This is a genomic window from Shewanella morhuae, from assembly GCF_003028295.1.
Lineage (GTDB): Bacteria > Pseudomonadota > Gammaproteobacteria > Enterobacterales > Shewanellaceae > Shewanella > Shewanella morhuae.
Map to the genome: position 1 here is coordinate 2,524,630 of NZ_PYSG01000002.1, position 15,965 is coordinate 2,540,594.

A 15,965-nucleotide genomic window follows, 5' to 3' on the forward strand; every position below is an offset into this window, starting at 1 on the left:
GAGTGGTTAACGAGAGATAAATTTTGCAGTTTGCTAGAAATTGCACATAAAAAAGGGGTCATCTGTTGGATGACCCTCAAAAAATATTGTCTATTGTAGACAATATGCATACTGATTTCCGCTAGCAAAGCTGACTTATCGGACACTCGAATATGGCCTATGGCGCTTCACTATAAATACCGTTAGCTATAAATGAATTTAGCTAAAAACAGTGCTGCAATCACTAATATACCCACATTGAGGTCGCTAAAGCGGCCGGTCATTAACTTAATCGCCGCATAGGAAATCATCCCGAAGGCAATGCCCGTCGCGATAGAAAAGGTCAGCGGCATTAAAATACACACCACAACGACAGGGGCGGCTTCGGTTAAATCTTCCCATTCCACATGCATAAGCCCTGACATCATCAAAATAGCCACATAAAACAATGCACCCGCCGTGGCGTAAGCAGGGATCATGCCTGCCAATGGCGATACAAATAATGCAGCAATAAACAGTAATCCCACCACCACAGCGGTTAAACCAGTACGACCGCCTACACTGACGCCCGCGGTACTTTCTACATAACTGGTTGTCGTCGACGTTCCAAACGCTGCACCTACAATCGTTGCTAAACTGTCGGCAGTTAAAGCACGATTTAAACGTGGTAAACGACCCTTATCGTCAAGAAAACCACCGCGCTGCGCAACGGCAACTAAGGTACCAGAGGTATCAAATAGATCGACGAACAAGAAGGCGAACACCACTGATAACATACTAACTTCAAATACTTGAGATAAGTCCATCTTCATAAATGTTGGCATGATAGACGGTGGCATAGACACAATACCGTTATACTGCACATCGCCAAATATCAGCCCAAGGCCAGTGATAATTAGGATGCTTAACATCACCGCCGACTTCATCCCACGTTGCACTAACGCAATAATCAGGAAAAAACCTAACACCGCCATCACAGCCGGAAAGGCAGTAATATCGCCTAAGGTCACCAGTGTTGCAGGGCTTGCCACCACAATACCCGCACTCTTAAGGCCGATCAGCGCAAGGAACAAACCAATACCCGCGGCAATACCAATACGCAGCGACATAGGGATGCTATTTACAATCCACTCTCGAATACGCACTAAAGATAAGATTAAAAAGCAAATTCCCGACAGGAATACTGCACCTAAGGCAGTTTCCCAGCTGTAACCCATCTCACCGACAACGGTATAAGTAAAAAAGGCGTTAAGCCCCATGCCAGGTGCAAGCGCGATAGGATAATTCGCCATCAAGCCCATCACTAAACAGCCAACAGCAGCAGCTAAACAAGTGGCAACAAACACAGCCCCATGGTCCATGCCCGCATCAGCTAACATCATGGGATTCACAAAAATGATGTAAGCCATGGTCATAAAGGTGGTCAAACCTGCGATAGCTTCCTGCTTGAGGCTCGTTTGATTTTGTTTAAGTTTGAACAATTTTTCTAACATGAAACTGGATGCCTTTTTATTTTAAGTAGGTAGGGTCACTACATATCACCATTTTTTAATATAGCGATATTCGTTGCAAGTATAGGGAGTTTAGGCTGGTCAGGCCAGAAAATTGGCAAGAGTCTAACAAAGGAAAACTATCTAAACACAAATATCAATACGGATAAGTAGTTAGATAGGATGAAAGCTAAATCCAAGACTAAATAGAATGATTCTGGTGCTCTCTGACTTACAGTGAAACATTTTTCCAACCTTTCTTTTTTCAAACTTTCTAATGCTAGATCTACTTTTATAAAAATTGATTAATGTAAAAAAAAAGACAAAAAAAAGCCTGCTCAATGAGCAGGCAAAGACATATTTCAAGCGTCCCTTTCGGGGAAGTACATTACCGCGCTAACGGGAAAAACCTGGTATATTCATGCAAAAACACAAACATACTACTTGAGTCTAAACACGCCAAAAAGGCGATACAAGGGTTGATGGATGATGGAAACTCAAACTTTAAGGAGGGTTAAACCTTAAAGCTCATGGCGAACAAACCGCCACGCAAAACATCAGTGTTAAACCAAGTGTTCTGCCAATAAATATGTTTTGTGCCTGTATAAGACATAGTCAATGCTCCTCGTAAATGTGATTAAGTACTCTAGTAAAGCTTGGCTCGGTTCCTTGGAACTAGATTTTCTCAAATCCATTGAGACGACTTGTCACTCGGGTCCTTGGAGAAATTTATCCATCCTGGATAGACTAGAGGGAATAGGCTACTGCCTAATCCACGAGAACAATTATATGGTTTTGTAGTTTTATTACAACCTTTATTTGTATTTTTTTTAATTAATGCCATTTAATGTAATTAAATTACACAATTATAATGAGGTTAATAGCGACCTACTTCACATAAAAACACAAATAAGACTGTAACCAACTAATAAATAAGATATTACAGGATTATTTCTGTTTGTTATTAGGATGTGTGATGTTAAGAGGTTGAATTTTGTTCACTCTGACAAGCCTGTAATCACGAAACGAAGAGTGAAATATCGTTACTCTACCCAAATGACGTGCGTCTCGTAATAAAGAGAAAGTAACAGCAAGACCTTGCCAAACGACCCTTTAAGGCAGCATTTGGCTGGCGTTATCGCCCGCTGATGTAGAAAAACGACATCAACGGGTTTGTCTTGCATCAAAGAATTAACTCACTACAAAAAATAATCCTGAAACGTCAATACGCCCTACTCGTTAGCGATTGACCAAATATTGATACAAGCCCACTAGCGGGCTAGCCGTAGGTTTACCATAGAGTGGATCGCCTTCTGTTGCACTACCTGCGATATCTAAGTGAATATAAGATAAGGGAATAGGTGCGGTTACACCATGGTCAAATAGCCCCGACGCTTTCAGTAAAAATGCGGTCGGATATTGATGCCCACGCGCAGTAATCGATGAAGGCGCATTATTTGACGACAACATTTCAGCAGCGCCAGATACATCGCGGATTTTAGCGAAGTCTTCGGGGCGCAGCGTCGACACTTCAAAGGGTTCGCCCCATTGAGTGGCCTGCTGTTGTAAAGTGACAGCGCATTGCTGTGAACTCGCCACTGAGTTTTCCACCGCCGCAGGATAACTCCCATAACAACGCACCACGTGCCCTGTCAGTGTTGCCACCGAAAACATTTCAGGCTTCACCGCCGACACGGCTTTGATGCGTAAATGGCTCAGTAAATCCGCCAGCACTAAGCGCCCTTCGGCATCCGTATTACCAATCCGCACTCGCACACCCGCATGACTGGTGATGATTTCGTCAGTCACAAAGGCTTCGCTGCCGATACTGTTACGCACTAAACCTAACTCGGCAATCACGCGAATGCCCTTAGGCTTGAGCATTGATAGAGTTTTGAATAGCCCCGCCACAGCTGAAGCGCCACCCTTATCGCGGCTCATACCCGCCATAGCACCGCCAACTTTGAGATCGGCGCCGCCAGTATCGTAAATAACGCCCTTACCCGCAAACAGGAAAGTACGAGTCACTTCACCCTCGGGTAGGTATTCTAATTTCACTACGCGGGGTTGATGACGACCGACAGCAAAAGAAGAACGCGCCACGGCACTTAATAATGGATAGTCACGCTCTAAAATATCTCGGTCTTCCACTACCGCAGTTTTGATCACGCTGCCCGCTAAGGATTGCAGACAATAATCGGCAAAGGCTTTAGCCGACATGCGCTCAGGTTCAGTACCACATAAATCCCGCGCTAATACGCGGCCCGCTTCTAACGCATTGAGTAAATTGCTGTTGTGGGTTGATAAGGATAATAATCCTATCGCCTCAAATGCAGGTGTTAAACGTGTCGCTTCACGCAGCTCTAAGGTTTGCCACAGTTCTTGACCGCAGGCTAACGCCGCGACTTCAGCGGCAAAACCAAAACGCGAGTCCTTCGATGGCACCACATATAATAACGGACGTTTGGCGCCCGCCTCTTTTGCAATGGTAATCGCCGCCCTTGCGGCATCGGCATACACACGCACATCGACATACTCGTCGTTCACTTGGGTAACAGGCGCGATGATCAAACGACCTCCCGCAAGCCCTGGCGCAAACAGTAATGTTGGGCTCTTACCGACACGCTTATCGACATGGGCACCGTGCTGAGCCAATAAACCTATCTCATCAAAAATGATGGAGTCCAGATCTGGCGTTATCACCACGACAGCATCCCAGCCTTCACCATCAAAAATAGCATTTTCTGCTTTTACATCAACGAAGTTAACTTGAAACATGACCCATCCTTTTTCATTATTGTGCCTACATTATTCCCGCTCTATCACCTAATTACCAATCTAAAAGTGATGTCTACACTCACAGAAAAAACCGAACTGGAAACTTTGGCTGCCAGCTCAGCAAAAGCCTATGGCACTGACATTAATTGGCTGCACAGAATGTGTTAGAATGGCCGCAAATTTGCCCTATACCCACAAGACCTTATGAGGGACACTCAAGTGACAGCATTAAGTCAGTTATACCCACAGCCATTATGGCAATGGTTTGAACAAATTTGTGCCATTCCACACCCATCCAAGCATGAGCAAGCCTTAAGCCAGCACATACAAGCCTGGGCTAAAAGCAAACAACTTGCCGTAGTCGAAGACGCCGTTGGTAATTTGATCATCCGTAAACCGGCTACGCCCGGAATGGAAGATCGTAAAATAGTGGTCATTCAAGCCCATATCGATATGGTGCCGCAGAAAAACGCCGACAAAGTACACGATTTTACTAAAGACCCTATCGAAGCTTATGTCGATGGCGATTGGGTTAAAGCCAAAGGTACTACATTAGGTTCTGATAACGGTATCGGCATGGCATCAGCTTTAGCCATTTTAGGCTCTGATGATATCAAGCATGGTCCATTAGAAGTGCTGCTGACGATAGATGAAGAAGCGGGCATGACTGGCGCCTTCGGTTTACAGGCGGGTATGTTAGACGCTGAGATTTTGATCAATACCGACTCAGAGCAAGAAGGTGAGATTTACATGGGCTGCGCCGGTGGCGTTGATGCACAAATCACCCTGCCTATGGTGTGGCAAGCGTCTGAGCAAAGTTACTCAGCCTTTAGCCTGCATATATCAGGCTTAAAAGGTGGCCACTCAGGGGTAAACATTCACTTAGGTCGTGGCAACGCCAACAAGTTATTGGCGCGTTTCCTCTTTGAAAACGCCGATGATTTAGCGTTAGAGCTGACCCAATTTAGCGGTGGTTCGCTACGCAATGCCATCCCACGCGAAGCTAACATCAGCTTTATGTTGCCTGAAGAAAACCTCAGTGCTTTACATGAGAAAGTCGCTGAGTTTGAGGCCCTGATCCGCACCGAACTCGCCATTGCCGATCCAGATATACGTTTAGTGCTAAACACTATCCCTACGCCAAAACGGGTGATGAGCGAAAATAGCCAAAATACGTTAATTGACTTGCTGCATGTGTGCCCAAATGGCGTTATCCGCATGAGCGATGAAGTCGAAGGAGTCACTGAAACCTCACTCAACATTGGCGTTATCAGCACTGACGATGAACAAGTCACTATCTTGTGTCTTATTCGCTCACTGATTGATTCTGGCCGCAGCCAAGTTGAAGGCATGTTGACTGCGTTGACTAACTTAGCCGGAGCCGATATTGATTTAAGCGGTGCCTATCCTGGTTGGAAGCCAGATAACAGCTCGCCTGTAATGGCGATAGTGCGCGAAACCTATCAAGATATTTACCACAAAGAACCGGTGATCATGGTTATCCATGCAGGTCTTGAGTGTGGTCTATTCAAGAAACCTTACCCAGAGATGGATATGGTCTCGATTGGCCCCACGATCCGTTATCCACACGGGCCAGACGAGATGGTGAACATCACCACAGTTGGCCAGTACTGGACCTTGTTACTGGCTGTACTCGAGCGCATTCCCGTTAAGGCTTAAGCCTTCAACGAAGCTTGCTTACTCTGTGCGCTTTTAATATAAAGCCGCATCTGCTTAATGCCGATGCGGCTTATTTTTTAGCACTACTCAAAATGAGGAATTATTGGCTTAAAAACCTAATAAAGTCGCTAAAGCGCTAAATCTAGCTGTGTTTGGGCATAGATAGTTGCGGGAACAGCAAGGGTAGAATCAGCGAGCCCAACCGAAATACCCAGTAACCGAATGCCCCGTCCCTCCTGCCTTACCATTGCCTGTGCAAGTAGCTCATAAAACATCTCAATTGAGACCTCATCACTGCGATGTTCAATGGTAGTCTGCTTAAAATCATTAAATTTGAGTTTTACCACTTGTTTACATATTTGTCTGTTTTTAGCGCTGCGATTCAAGCGCTGCAGCAACTCTTGGATTAATGCTGGTATAACTTGCTGGCATTGCTCTAAATGATAGATATCTTTTGCCAGAGTGGTTTCTACACCGACTGATTTACGCTCCCTATTTGCAGAAATACCACGCTCATCTATACCGTGAGAACGCTCAATCAATACACTGCCAAATTTGCCAAATCGCGCCACAAGCTCAGTTTTAGAATAGGCTTGTACATCACTGCAGGTATGGAGCCCTAACAAGGCTAACTTTTCAGCGGTAACTTTACCTACACCGGGAATTTTTCGTAAGGATAAGGTTTTAACGAACTCAGGCACAGTATCTGGCGTGATCACATATTGACCATTGGGTTTATTCAAATCCGATGCAATCTTTGCAAGAAACTTAATCGGCGCTATACCTGCAGAGGCCGTTAACCCCGTTTCGATTAAAATATCACGGCGAATAGCTTGGGCTATCAAGGTAGCAGAACCTTTATATTGCTGGCACTCACTCACATCCAAATAGGCTTCATCGAGTGAAAGCGGTTCAATCAACGGCGTATAACGGGAAAATATTTCACGGATCTGCAACGATACTTCTTTGTAAACCTGCATACGACCAGGTACCAGAATAAGTTCAGGGCACAATTTAAAAGCATAAGCTGTGGCCATCGCTGAACGCACACCAAATTTACGCGCCTCATAGCTACAGGTGCTGATAACGCCGCGGCGATCGCTACTACCGCCCACCGCTAACGGTTTGCCAAGATACTCAGGAAAGTCACGCATTTCCACTGCGGCAAAATAGCAGTCCATATCGATGTGAATAATTTTTTGCACGTTGAATCCTCCAACGCCAAAATACTGTATATAAAAACAGTTATCAAGCATTGTGATGTACACCGCACAACTTTTATGGCGGATAAACACGCCAGAGAGCTATTTGGGTCTATTAAACTTGGAATGCTGGATTTGAGTTTAAGGAAAGGCTACTAGGGTGTTATTAGTCTGGCGCTGGTAGTGTAAGGGCGATAGAAAAGTTGCAAGGTGTGAATCGCGGGCTTGTCGTGTAGGAGGGTAGTCTAGATAAATCCCAGCGCTAAGTGTTTTTTGGCGCTGGGATTATAAATTACATCTTAGTTTGTAAATAATTTTGCAACCCGATACGGTCAATTAACCCGAGTTGTTTTTCAAGCCAATACATATGATCCGCTTCTGTATCGTCGAGTAACACTTCGAGAATTTCGCGGGTCTGGTAATCTTGCTTTTGCTCACACAGTGCAATCACTTGGCGTAAATCATCTGCAACCTTGTACTCGTAGGCGAGATCGTTACGCAGCATTTCTGTCACATCTTTACCGATGTTTAATGCCTCACGGGCGGCAACATCAGGTGTACCTTCAAGGAACAAAATACGCTGCACTAACTTAGCAGCATGGGCTTTTTCATCATCTGACTCATGGGCAATACGCTCATAAAGCTCATTGAATCCCCAATCTTCGTACATATGGGCATGGACAAAATATTGATCCATTGCCGAGAGTTCTCCCGTTAGGAGTCGATTTAACGCATCGATAACGTCTTTATCGCCTTTCATATCCTGCTCCTATTGGTCGCTAATTTGCGATTGTAGATAATTTTGAATACCAGTTAAGCTAATGAGCTCTTGTTGCGATTCAAGCCAATCTAAGTGCTCTTCTTCGTCTTCAAGAATTTCTTCCAGCATATCGCGGCTCACGTAGTCTTGCTCTGCCTCACATAAGCTAATCGCACTGCGCAGTATGATGAGTTGCTCTTGCACCATGGCCGCATCACAGCCGAGTATTTCTTCGCTGTGCTCACCAATGCGCAGCTTTTCAAGTTGCTGTAGATTAGGTAATCCTTCTAAAAACAATACTCGCTCAATGAGCTTATCGGCATGTTTCATGTCTTGAATGGATTTTTTGTATTCAACGTGATTTAACTTCTCAAAGCCCCAATGTTTAAACATACGGGCATGGAGGAAATATTGATTGATGGCAGTCAACTCACAGGTAAGCACCCGATTCAGTTGTCCAATCACTTTAGGATGACCTTTCATAAGTTACTATCCTTGGTAAACGAGAAAAGATTGATCTATATCAAACGACTAGCCTAGTACAATTTAGCCAATAACTCAAATTATCTTTATATTTCACCCACTTAATGATAAAAACCGTTCTCATTCACACTTAGATTTACAAGCCGTATCACTCATATCATAAGGATAAATCTCAAACGGTTAGGGCATATAGATAAATTTGAGGCAAAAAAAAGCCTCCAAAACGGGAGGCTGTTTTTTTACCTGACTCGAGATAAACTTTGCGTCTCGACAGGTTATTTAGTGAATACAATTAAATAATACGATCTTTTGTTAACTTCTCACGACGCGCTTCTTCAGCGGCCATACGACGTTTACGTTTGTCACAAGGGTCATCACAATCACACGCTTTCTCAATCCCTAGAACACCCAAACCGCCACAACTTCCTTCAACGGCCTTGCGCTTGATGAGATAACCTATCGACATGAGCAAAAAGAATAATAACAAAATCACAAATGCCGCGATAAAAGAGGTCATGGTTTACTCCAAAAACTAAATAAGGAAAGGCTTAAAGGCGTCGCTGTAATAGACCTTAAATCCGTCGCCTTGCTTTTCAATTAGCATTATCGCCAAGTGTTGCTGCTTGGCAAGCTCCAATGATGCTTCTGTCCCTAAAACCATCATCGCTGTCGCAAAACCGTCAGCTGTCATGCAATTTTGATGCAATATTGTTACGGATGCGAGCTTATGATTAATCGGCATGCCTGTACGCGGATCGATTATATGCGTAAAGCGCTGACCGTCTTCCTCATAATAATTACGATAGTCGCCTGATGTTGCCATTGCCATAGTACCCGGGGCGATAACTTGTTGTATCGCTTCAGCACCATCGTCAGTCGGTTGCTCTATCGCAACGCGCCAAGCACTGCCATCGGCTTTAGTGCCTTTGATACTCAGCTCACCACCTATTTCAACCAAATAGCCTGTAGCATGGTATTGTTCAAGAATAGCAGCAACCTTATCAACCCCAAAGCCCTTCGCAATGGATGATAAATCCACATACAAATGCGCGTTATGTTTAGTTAGACGATTACCCTCAATGGAAAGTTCATTAATACCCGTTTTTGCTTTAGCGGCATCAATATCCGCTTGCGTTGGCACTTTTGTCGGGCGTTTATCTGGACCAAAGCCCCACAAATTAACTAAAGGACCTAAGGTAATATCCAACGCTTTGTCCGTCACTTGATATAAACGGATCCCTTCTTCGACGACTTTAATCGTATCTGGCGACACTTCAACGCTCTGCTCCAATGGCAATTGGTTGAAACGAGATAATTCTGAATCTGGTCGGTATGTCGACATCTGATCATTAACGCGCTCAAGGGCTAAATCAATTTCCTCTTGGAGTAACTGCGCCGTTGGCATCTGCTCGTTCGGTACCACTTTAATATGATATGTGGTGCCCATGGTGCTACCAGACAACGATATCATCTCGTTCTGTTTAGCACAGGCTGAAACAAAAAAGGCCAGCCCGAGAAGGACCAGCCAATTTACTGAATGCTTTAATGCTGAATTATTGATTTTTAAGGTCTGAAACATAATGACCTACCACTCTTATTTGTGCCCTTAAACGCAAAAGTTGCAGATGAAAGGATATCCTCAGCATCTGCAACTCTTCTATCTAGGACTAATGAACATTAGCCGCCGAAGTCATCCAACAAGATGTTTTCGTCTTCGACACCAAGATTTTTCAACATACCAATTACGGCAGCGTTCATCATTGGAGGTCCACACATGTAGAACTCACAATCTTCTGGTGCATCATGGTTTTTCAAATAGTTTTCATACAAAACATTATGAATAAAACCTGTGTAACCATCCCAGTTATCCTCTGGTTGAGGATCTGAAAGTGCCACATGCCATACGAAGTTATCATTCTCAGCAGCGAGGCCATCAAAGTCTTCTACGTAGAACATTTCACGCTTAGAGCGTGCGCCGTACCAGAAGCTAATCTTACGTTTAGAATGCAGACGCTTCAGTTGGTCGAAGATATGTGAACGCATTGGCGCCATACCTGCACCACCACCAATAAATACCATTTCAGCATCGGTATCCTTCGCGAAGAATTCACCAAATGGGCCTGATATGGTGACTTTATCACCGGCTTTTAAGCTCCAAATGTAAGATGACATTTTGCCGCAAGGCAAGGTCAAGTTACGTGGTGGAGGCGTAGCAATACGCACGTTCAGCATAATAATACCGAACTCTTCTGGGTAGTTAGCCATCGAGTATGCACGAATCGTTTCTTCATCAACCTTAGACTCAAGATTGAAGAAACCAAAGTGTTCCCAGTCGCCACGATACTGTGCAGGTACATCAAAATCTGCATATTTAATGTGGTGAGCAGGTGCTTCGATTTGAATATAACCGCCAGCACGGAATGGTACAGACTCGCCATCAGGAATTTGTAGCTTCAGCTCTTTAATGAAAGTGGCTTTATTATCGTTAGAGATAACTTCACATTCCCATTTCTTGATACCAAAGATTTCTTCGTCAAGCTCGATTTCCATATCGTTCTTAACGTTAACCTGACAAGAAAGACGACAACCTTTACGGGCATCACCTTTGCTGATGTGGTCAAGTTCAGTTGGCAGAATATCGCCGCCGCCAGACTTAATCACTACGCGACATTGGCCACATGAGCCACCGCCGCCACACGCGCTCGATACGAAGATGCCGCTGTTAGCCAAAACACCTAACAACTTACCACCCGCACCAGTTGTAATTACTTTTTCAGGATCGTCATTGATGCCGATCTTGATGTCACCACTAGCCACTAACTTAGATTTAGCGAATAAAATCACTAACACCAAGACGAGGACGATAGCAGTAAACATACCCACACCGAGGTAAACCTCAAGCGGAGTTGATTTAAAAATACCAAGAATATCCATTAACTTATCCTTAGAAGGTCCAATTCAAGAAGCCGTTATGCATCTCTTACAGAGACACACCAGAAAACGACATGAAACCTAAGGCCATTAAACCTGCAGTAATAAAGGTAATACCTAAACCACGCAGACCGTTAGGCACGTCGGCATACTTCAGCTTCTCACGGATACCGGCCATCAATACGATAGCTAATGCCCAACCCACTCCTGAGCCGAAACCAAACACCAAACTTTCGCCTAACTTGTAGTCACGCTCAACCATGAATGATACCGCACCGAAAATCGCGCAGTTCACTGTGATCAAAGGTAAGAAAATACCCAATGCGTTGTACAAAGGTGGAAAGTACTTGTCCAGTGCCATTTCTAGAATTTGAACCAAAGCCGCAATCACACCGATAAAGGTAATGAATTTCAAGAAACTTAAGTCAGCTTCAGGTGCGCCAGCCCAAGCAAGTGCACCAGGAGCTAGTAGCCCTTGATAGATAACTTGGTTTGCTGGGACAGAGATAGTTAACACTACAACTACCGCAATCCCTAGGCCCATAGCAGTGGTTACTTTCTTAGACACAGCCAAGAAAGTACACATACCTAGGAAGAAGGCCAGTGCCATGTTTTCAATGAAAACAGAGCGAATTAACAGGCTAATATAATGTTCCATCGCGCTTACCCTTTTGCTTCAACTTGCTCTGGCTTATAGGTACGAATAATCCAAATCAGAATACCGATCAGGAAGAACGCACTCGGAGGCAGTAATAGCAAACCGTTTGGTTGATACCAGCCACCATCAGAGATCTTGTGCAGGATTTCAACACCGAACAGAGAACCGTTACCAAACAGTTCACGTACGAAGCCAACCGCTAACAGAATGACACCGTAACCTAAACCGTTACCGATACCATCCATAAAGCTCAACATTGGCGGTGTTTTCATCGCGTAGGCTTCGGCGCGTCCCATTACAATACAGTTCGTAATGATTAAGCCCACGAATACCGACAACTGCTTAGAGATCTGATAAGCATAAGCCTGAAGCAATTGGTCAACCACAATCACCAAAGAGGCAATAATGGTCATCTGCACGATAATACGCACACTGCTTGGAATATGATTACGGATCATTGAGATAAACAGGTTCGAAAACGCAGTTACCGCAGTTAACGCCAACGCCATTACCAGTGCAGTTTCGAGTTTACTCGTTACTGCTAATGCACTACATACACCCAGTACTTGTAAAGCAATCGGGTTATTGTTGACTATAGGTCCTGTCAGAACCTGTTTCAGTTCTTTAGCGTCAGACATTAGCTGAGACCTCCATTGCGTGCTTTTTCAATGAAACTCGCAAAACCTTCTTTTCCTAACCAGAATGTCAGTGAATGCTGCACACCGTTACTGGTTAAGGTTGCACCAGACAATGCATCAACACCATATTCAGTGCTAGCAACTGCTGGGTTTTTAGTTACGCTGATTGCGAGTTTACCTTGCTCATCAAATAACTTTTTGCCATGCCATTTCGCTTTCCACTGTGCATTTTGTACTTCGCCACCTAAGCCAGGAGTTTCACCCTGCTCGTAGTAGACCAAGCTCTGCACTGTATTTAGGTCAGCATCCATAGCTAAGAAGGCGTACATAGTTGACCACAGGCCATAACCATGGATTGGCAGGATAATACTTGTTAACTTACCTTGTTCATCACGAACGAGATAAACCACAGCGTTATCCGCTACGCGTTTCACAGAGGCGATGTCATTCACAGGTACAAATGAGGTTTTCACATCACGAGACGCTTTACGTTGATCAAATGTGTCAGCATCAACACCCTCAACCCAAGCACCCGTTTTCAAATCGACCAGTTTAGCTTCGATGTGTTTACCGTATGTATCCAGAATTTGCGCTTTAGTAACTTTGCCAGCTTTAGTGTCGATAAGACCTGCTGCTTCCAGAATATACTTTTGCTTATCAAGCAGTTTATTTTCTGCCTGAGTCGGTCTTAGCAATACGGCTGCGGTAGATACAAATATCGCACAAATCAAACACAGGCCAACGACGACAAATAAGGTTCTGCCGAACGAATCTTTATTATTAGCCACGGGCAATCCTCCGCTTGATATTTGCCTGAACCACAAAGTGGTCGAACAATGGCGCGAACAAGTTAGCAAACAAAATTGCCAACATCATGCCTTCAGGGAATGCAGGGTTAATCACGCGGATAAACACAGCCATTGCACCAATCAAGATACCGTATGCCCATTTAGCTTGATTAGTAAATGACGCTGACACAGGGTCTGTCGCCATAAACATCATGCCAAAAGCAAAACCACCTAACACTAAGTGCCAGTACCAAGGCATTGCAAACATTGGGTTAGTGTCGCTACCGACAAAGTTAAGCAGCATAGAAACGGCAATCATACCGACCATTACACCGCCAACGATACGCCATGACGCGATACGAGTGTAGATGATGACCAAACCACCTAACAGAATCGCTAATGTAGACACTTCACCGACAGAACCAGGAATGAAACCGAAGAACGAATCCCACCAGTTTTGGTTAATTGCGTAATCTAACGTGCCCGCAGCGGCTTGGCTCAGTGCAGTCGCACCAGAGTAACCGTCAGCCACAACCCATGAGGTATCACCGGACATGTTCAACGGATAAGCGAAGAACAAGAAAGCGCGACCCGCTAGTGCAGGGTTTAAGAAGTTACGCCCTGTGCCACCGAATACTTCTTTCGCCACGACCACACCAAAGGTGATACCCAGCGCAACCATCCATAATGGAATAGTAGCTGGTAGCGTTAAAGCAAACAGGATAGAAGTAACGAAGAAACCTTCGTTAATTTCATGGCCTCGGATAGACGCAAATAGCACCTCCCAAATACCACCTACGGCAAAAGTCACCGCATAGATAGGTAAGAAGAAACAAGCACCGTACCACATTAGTGCCGGCCAACCAGAGTTTGCGGTCAGTTCAGTACCAAATAGGCTGAACAAGCTCACTTGCCATACATCAGGAGTCGCAAAACCCGCGATTAATGCAACTTGAGCTTGTAAACCTACGTTGTACATGCCCACAAACATCGCAGGGAAAGCACAAGCCCAAACCGTAATCATCATACGTTTTAGGTCAAGGTTATCGCGAACGTGGGTTTTGCCCTTGTTCACTTTGCCTGGGGTATAAAAAATCGTATATGCCGCTTCAAACAGGGCATAAAACTTTTCGTATTTACCGCCTTTCTCAAAGTCGGGCTCAATACGTTCGAAAAAATCTTTCAAGCTCATTAGCCTTCCCTCTCGATCGTATTTAAACAGTCACGCAGATATGAACCATAGTCATACTTGCCTGGACATACGAACGTACACAGTGCGAGATCTTCTTCATCTAACTCTAATGCGCCTAAAGTAACAGCACCGTCAAAGTCACCCGAAATTAAATCGCGCAGCAGCATAGTAGGAAGAATGTCCAATGGCATTACACGCTCATAGTTACCAATGGGTACCATTGCGCGGTCTGAACCACCTGTACTGGTCGTCATACTGAATAGACGAGAAGGAACAAGATGTCCTAAGAATGCACGGGTAATAGAATATTTGTCTGAGCCTGGTAAAACCCAGCCTAAAAATTCTTTTTCTATGCCTTCTTCTAACACACTGACTTGAGTATGGTAACGACCTAAATACCCTTGAGGACCAACAGCTGTACGGCCGTTCAGAACTGAGCCTGAAATCAGACGAACATTGCCATCTAAGGCTTCACCGGCAGTTAGTTCCGTCATGCTCGCGCCCATTACAGTGCGTAGCAGTCTTGGTTTAGCCGCTTTAGGGCCTGCGATCGCAACAACACGCTCGGTATTGAGTTCACCCGTTGTAAATAGCTGACCAACAGCAATTACATCTTGGTAACCAATATGCCAAACGGTACGTTTTGCAGAGGCAGACAATAAGAAGTGAATGTGAGTACCCACTAATCCTGCTGGGTGTACACCGGCAAATTCTTCAACTTGGGCGTTTGCGGCAGGAATATCAGCGCCAGGCGCTTTACAAAGGTAAACTTTACCGTCAGTAAGTCTTGCTAAAATCTTAAGACCGTTAGCAAAATCTTCTTTATGCTCACTGATCACCACAACAGGATCAGCAGCAAGAGGTTGAGTATCAATTGCGGTGACAAAAATACCAGCAGCAGAAGAGTCTACAGCGGGCACTTTGCTAAAAGGACGAGTTCGCAAAGCAGTCCATAAACCTGATTCAATCAGATTGTCACGGACTAACTGTGAGTCAAGCGTATCGAGCGCAGTGGCATCATATTTAGCAAAGGCAACGCTATCGTTTCCTTCCACTTCAATGACAACAGACTGCAGAACACGCTGAGCGCCCCGGTTAATGTCTAATATAGTACCACTGGCTAAAGCCGTATATTTAACGCCTAAATTCTTCTTATCTTCAAAAAGAACCTGGCCTTTTTGTACTTTATCGCCCACTTTGATCTTCATCGTTGGACGTAAGCCAATATACTCTTCACCCAAAGTCGCTACATGTCTAATGGCTGGGCCATTATGGATAACTTGCTCTGGTCCGCCTGCTATAGGCAGTTCCAATCCTTTCTTAATTGTAATCATATCCACAAGCACTACGTTTGAAGGAAAGACAATGCGCCGCGTTCCTGCTAAA

General features: G+C 44.6%; 14 protein-coding genes. 1 reads left to right on the forward strand and 13 read right to left on the reverse strand.

Translation table 11 applies throughout. The features are described 5' to 3' along the window. Positions 1-182: 182 nt before the first annotated feature. Complete coding sequence (locus C9I43_RS11640) at positions 183-1,472, reverse strand: NCS2 family permease (protein WP_076496297.1); 1,290 nt, start codon at positions 1,470-1,472, stop codon at positions 183-185. A gap of 1,236 nt (positions 1,473-2,708) precedes the next feature. Next, entirely contained in the window at positions 2,709-4,247 is a 1,539-nt protein-coding gene (locus C9I43_RS11650) for a M17 family metallopeptidase (protein WP_107883555.1), read from the reverse strand. A gap of 219 nt (positions 4,248-4,466) precedes the next feature. Here C9I43_RS11650 and C9I43_RS11655 point away from each other — a divergent pair, with 219 nt between their 5' ends. Continuing rightward, positions 4,467-5,927: an aminoacyl-histidine dipeptidase gene (locus C9I43_RS11655; RefSeq protein ID WP_107883556.1), complete on the forward strand. Its 1,461-nt coding sequence runs from the start codon at positions 4,467-4,469 to the stop codon at positions 5,925-5,927. Between the two features lie 128 nt (positions 5,928-6,055). Here the strand turns inward: C9I43_RS11655 and dinB are convergent, their stop codons facing one another. From dinB to C9I43_RS11710, 11 genes are all read right to left on the reverse strand, one after another. Beyond that, the gene (dinB, locus tag C9I43_RS11660) at positions 6,056-7,132 is read right to left on the reverse strand and encodes a DNA polymerase IV (protein ID WP_107883557.1); all 1,077 of its coding nucleotides are present in this window, start codon (positions 7,130-7,132) and stop codon (positions 6,056-6,058) included. A 289-nt stretch (positions 7,133-7,421) separates the two neighbouring features. Beyond that, positions 7,422-7,889 (reverse strand): bacterioferritin, encoded by a 468-nt coding sequence (gene bfr / locus C9I43_RS11665; protein ID WP_076496286.1) that lies wholly within the window; start codon positions 7,887-7,889, stop codon positions 7,422-7,424. Between the two features lie 9 nt (positions 7,890-7,898). Beyond that, positions 7,899-8,372 carry a bacterioferritin gene (gene bfr, locus C9I43_RS11670; protein ID WP_107883558.1) on the reverse strand — a complete coding sequence of 158 codons (474 nt, stop codon included), beginning with the start codon at positions 8,370-8,372 and terminating at the stop codon, positions 7,899-7,901. A 292-nt stretch (positions 8,373-8,664) separates the two neighbouring features. Beyond that, positions 8,665-8,889 carry a (Na+)-NQR maturation NqrM gene (gene nqrM / locus C9I43_RS11675; protein ID WP_006080474.1) on the reverse strand — a complete coding sequence of 75 codons (225 nt, stop codon included), beginning with the start codon at positions 8,887-8,889 and terminating at the stop codon, positions 8,665-8,667. Between the two features lie 15 nt (positions 8,890-8,904). Further along, positions 8,905-9,951, reverse strand: a complete 1,047-nt coding sequence (locus C9I43_RS11680) for an FAD:protein FMN transferase (protein WP_107883559.1) — start codon at positions 9,949-9,951, stop codon at positions 8,905-8,907. Between the two features lie 98 nt (positions 9,952-10,049). Beyond that, positions 10,050-11,306, reverse strand: coding sequence for an NADH:ubiquinone reductase (Na(+)-transporting) subunit F (gene nqrF / locus C9I43_RS11685; RefSeq protein ID WP_076496279.1), 1,257 nt, complete (start codon positions 11,304-11,306; stop codon positions 10,050-10,052). Between the two features lie 46 nt (positions 11,307-11,352). Beyond that, positions 11,353-11,961, reverse strand: a complete 609-nt coding sequence (gene nqrE, locus C9I43_RS11690) for an NADH:ubiquinone reductase (Na(+)-transporting) subunit E (protein WP_011071351.1) — start codon at positions 11,959-11,961, stop codon at positions 11,353-11,355. Between the two features lie 5 nt (positions 11,962-11,966). After that, positions 11,967-12,599, reverse strand: coding sequence for an NADH:ubiquinone reductase (Na(+)-transporting) subunit D (locus C9I43_RS11695; RefSeq protein ID WP_076496277.1), 633 nt, complete (start codon positions 12,597-12,599; stop codon positions 11,967-11,969). Further along, positions 12,599-13,387, reverse strand: coding sequence for a Na(+)-translocating NADH-quinone reductase subunit C (locus C9I43_RS11700; protein ID WP_076496274.1), 789 nt, complete (start codon positions 13,385-13,387; stop codon positions 12,599-12,601). The genes C9I43_RS11695 and C9I43_RS11700 overlap by 1 nt, the downstream gene beginning before the upstream one ends. Beyond that, the gene (locus C9I43_RS11705; protein ID WP_107883560.1) at positions 13,380-14,579 is read right to left on the reverse strand and encodes an NADH:ubiquinone reductase (Na(+)-transporting) subunit B; all 1,200 of its coding nucleotides are present in this window, start codon (positions 14,577-14,579) and stop codon (positions 13,380-13,382) included. The genes C9I43_RS11700 and C9I43_RS11705 overlap by 8 nt, the downstream gene beginning before the upstream one ends. Beyond that, positions 14,579-15,913: a Na(+)-translocating NADH-quinone reductase subunit A gene (locus C9I43_RS11710; RefSeq protein WP_107884134.1), complete on the reverse strand. Its 1,335-nt coding sequence runs from the start codon at positions 15,911-15,913 to the stop codon at positions 14,579-14,581. Before C9I43_RS11710 ends, C9I43_RS11705 begins: the two co-directional genes overlap by 1 nt. Positions 15,914-15,965 lie beyond the last annotated feature (52 nt).

Coding starts and splice junctions, on each gene's coding strand:
- C9I43_RS11640 (WP_076496297.1), bottom strand. CDS start 1,472: ATGTTAGAAAAATTGTTCAAACTTAAACAAAATCAAACGAGCCTCAAG.
- C9I43_RS11650 (WP_107883555.1), bottom strand. CDS start 4,247: ATGTTTCAAGTTAACTTCGTTGATGTAAAAGCAGAAAATGCTATTTTT.
- bfr (WP_076496286.1), bottom strand. CDS start 7,889: ATGAAAGGCGATAAAGACGTTATCGATGCGTTAAATCGACTCCTAACG.
- bfr (WP_107883558.1), bottom strand. CDS start 8,372: ATGAAAGGTCATCCTAAAGTGATTGGACAACTGAATCGGGTGCTTACC.
- nqrM (WP_006080474.1), bottom strand. CDS start 8,889: ATGACCTCTTTTATCGCGGCATTTGTGATTTTGTTATTATTCTTTTTG.
- C9I43_RS11680 (WP_107883559.1), bottom strand. CDS start 9,951: ATGTTTCAGACCTTAAAAATCAATAATTCAGCATTAAAGCATTCAGTA.
- nqrF (WP_076496279.1), bottom strand. CDS start 11,306: ATGGATATTCTTGGTATTTTTAAATCAACTCCGCTTGAGGTTTACCTC.
- nqrE (WP_011071351.1), bottom strand. CDS start 11,961: ATGGAACATTATATTAGCCTGTTAATTCGCTCTGTTTTCATTGAAAAC.
- C9I43_RS11695 (WP_076496277.1), bottom strand. CDS start 12,599: ATGTCTGACGCTAAAGAACTGAAACAGGTTCTGACAGGACCTATAGTC.
- C9I43_RS11705 (WP_107883560.1), bottom strand. CDS start 14,579: ATGAGCTTGAAAGATTTTTTCGAACGTATTGAGCCCGACTTTGAGAAA.
- C9I43_RS11710 (WP_107884134.1), bottom strand. CDS start 15,913: ATGATTACAATTAAGAAAGGATTGGAACTGCCTATAGCAGGCGGACCA.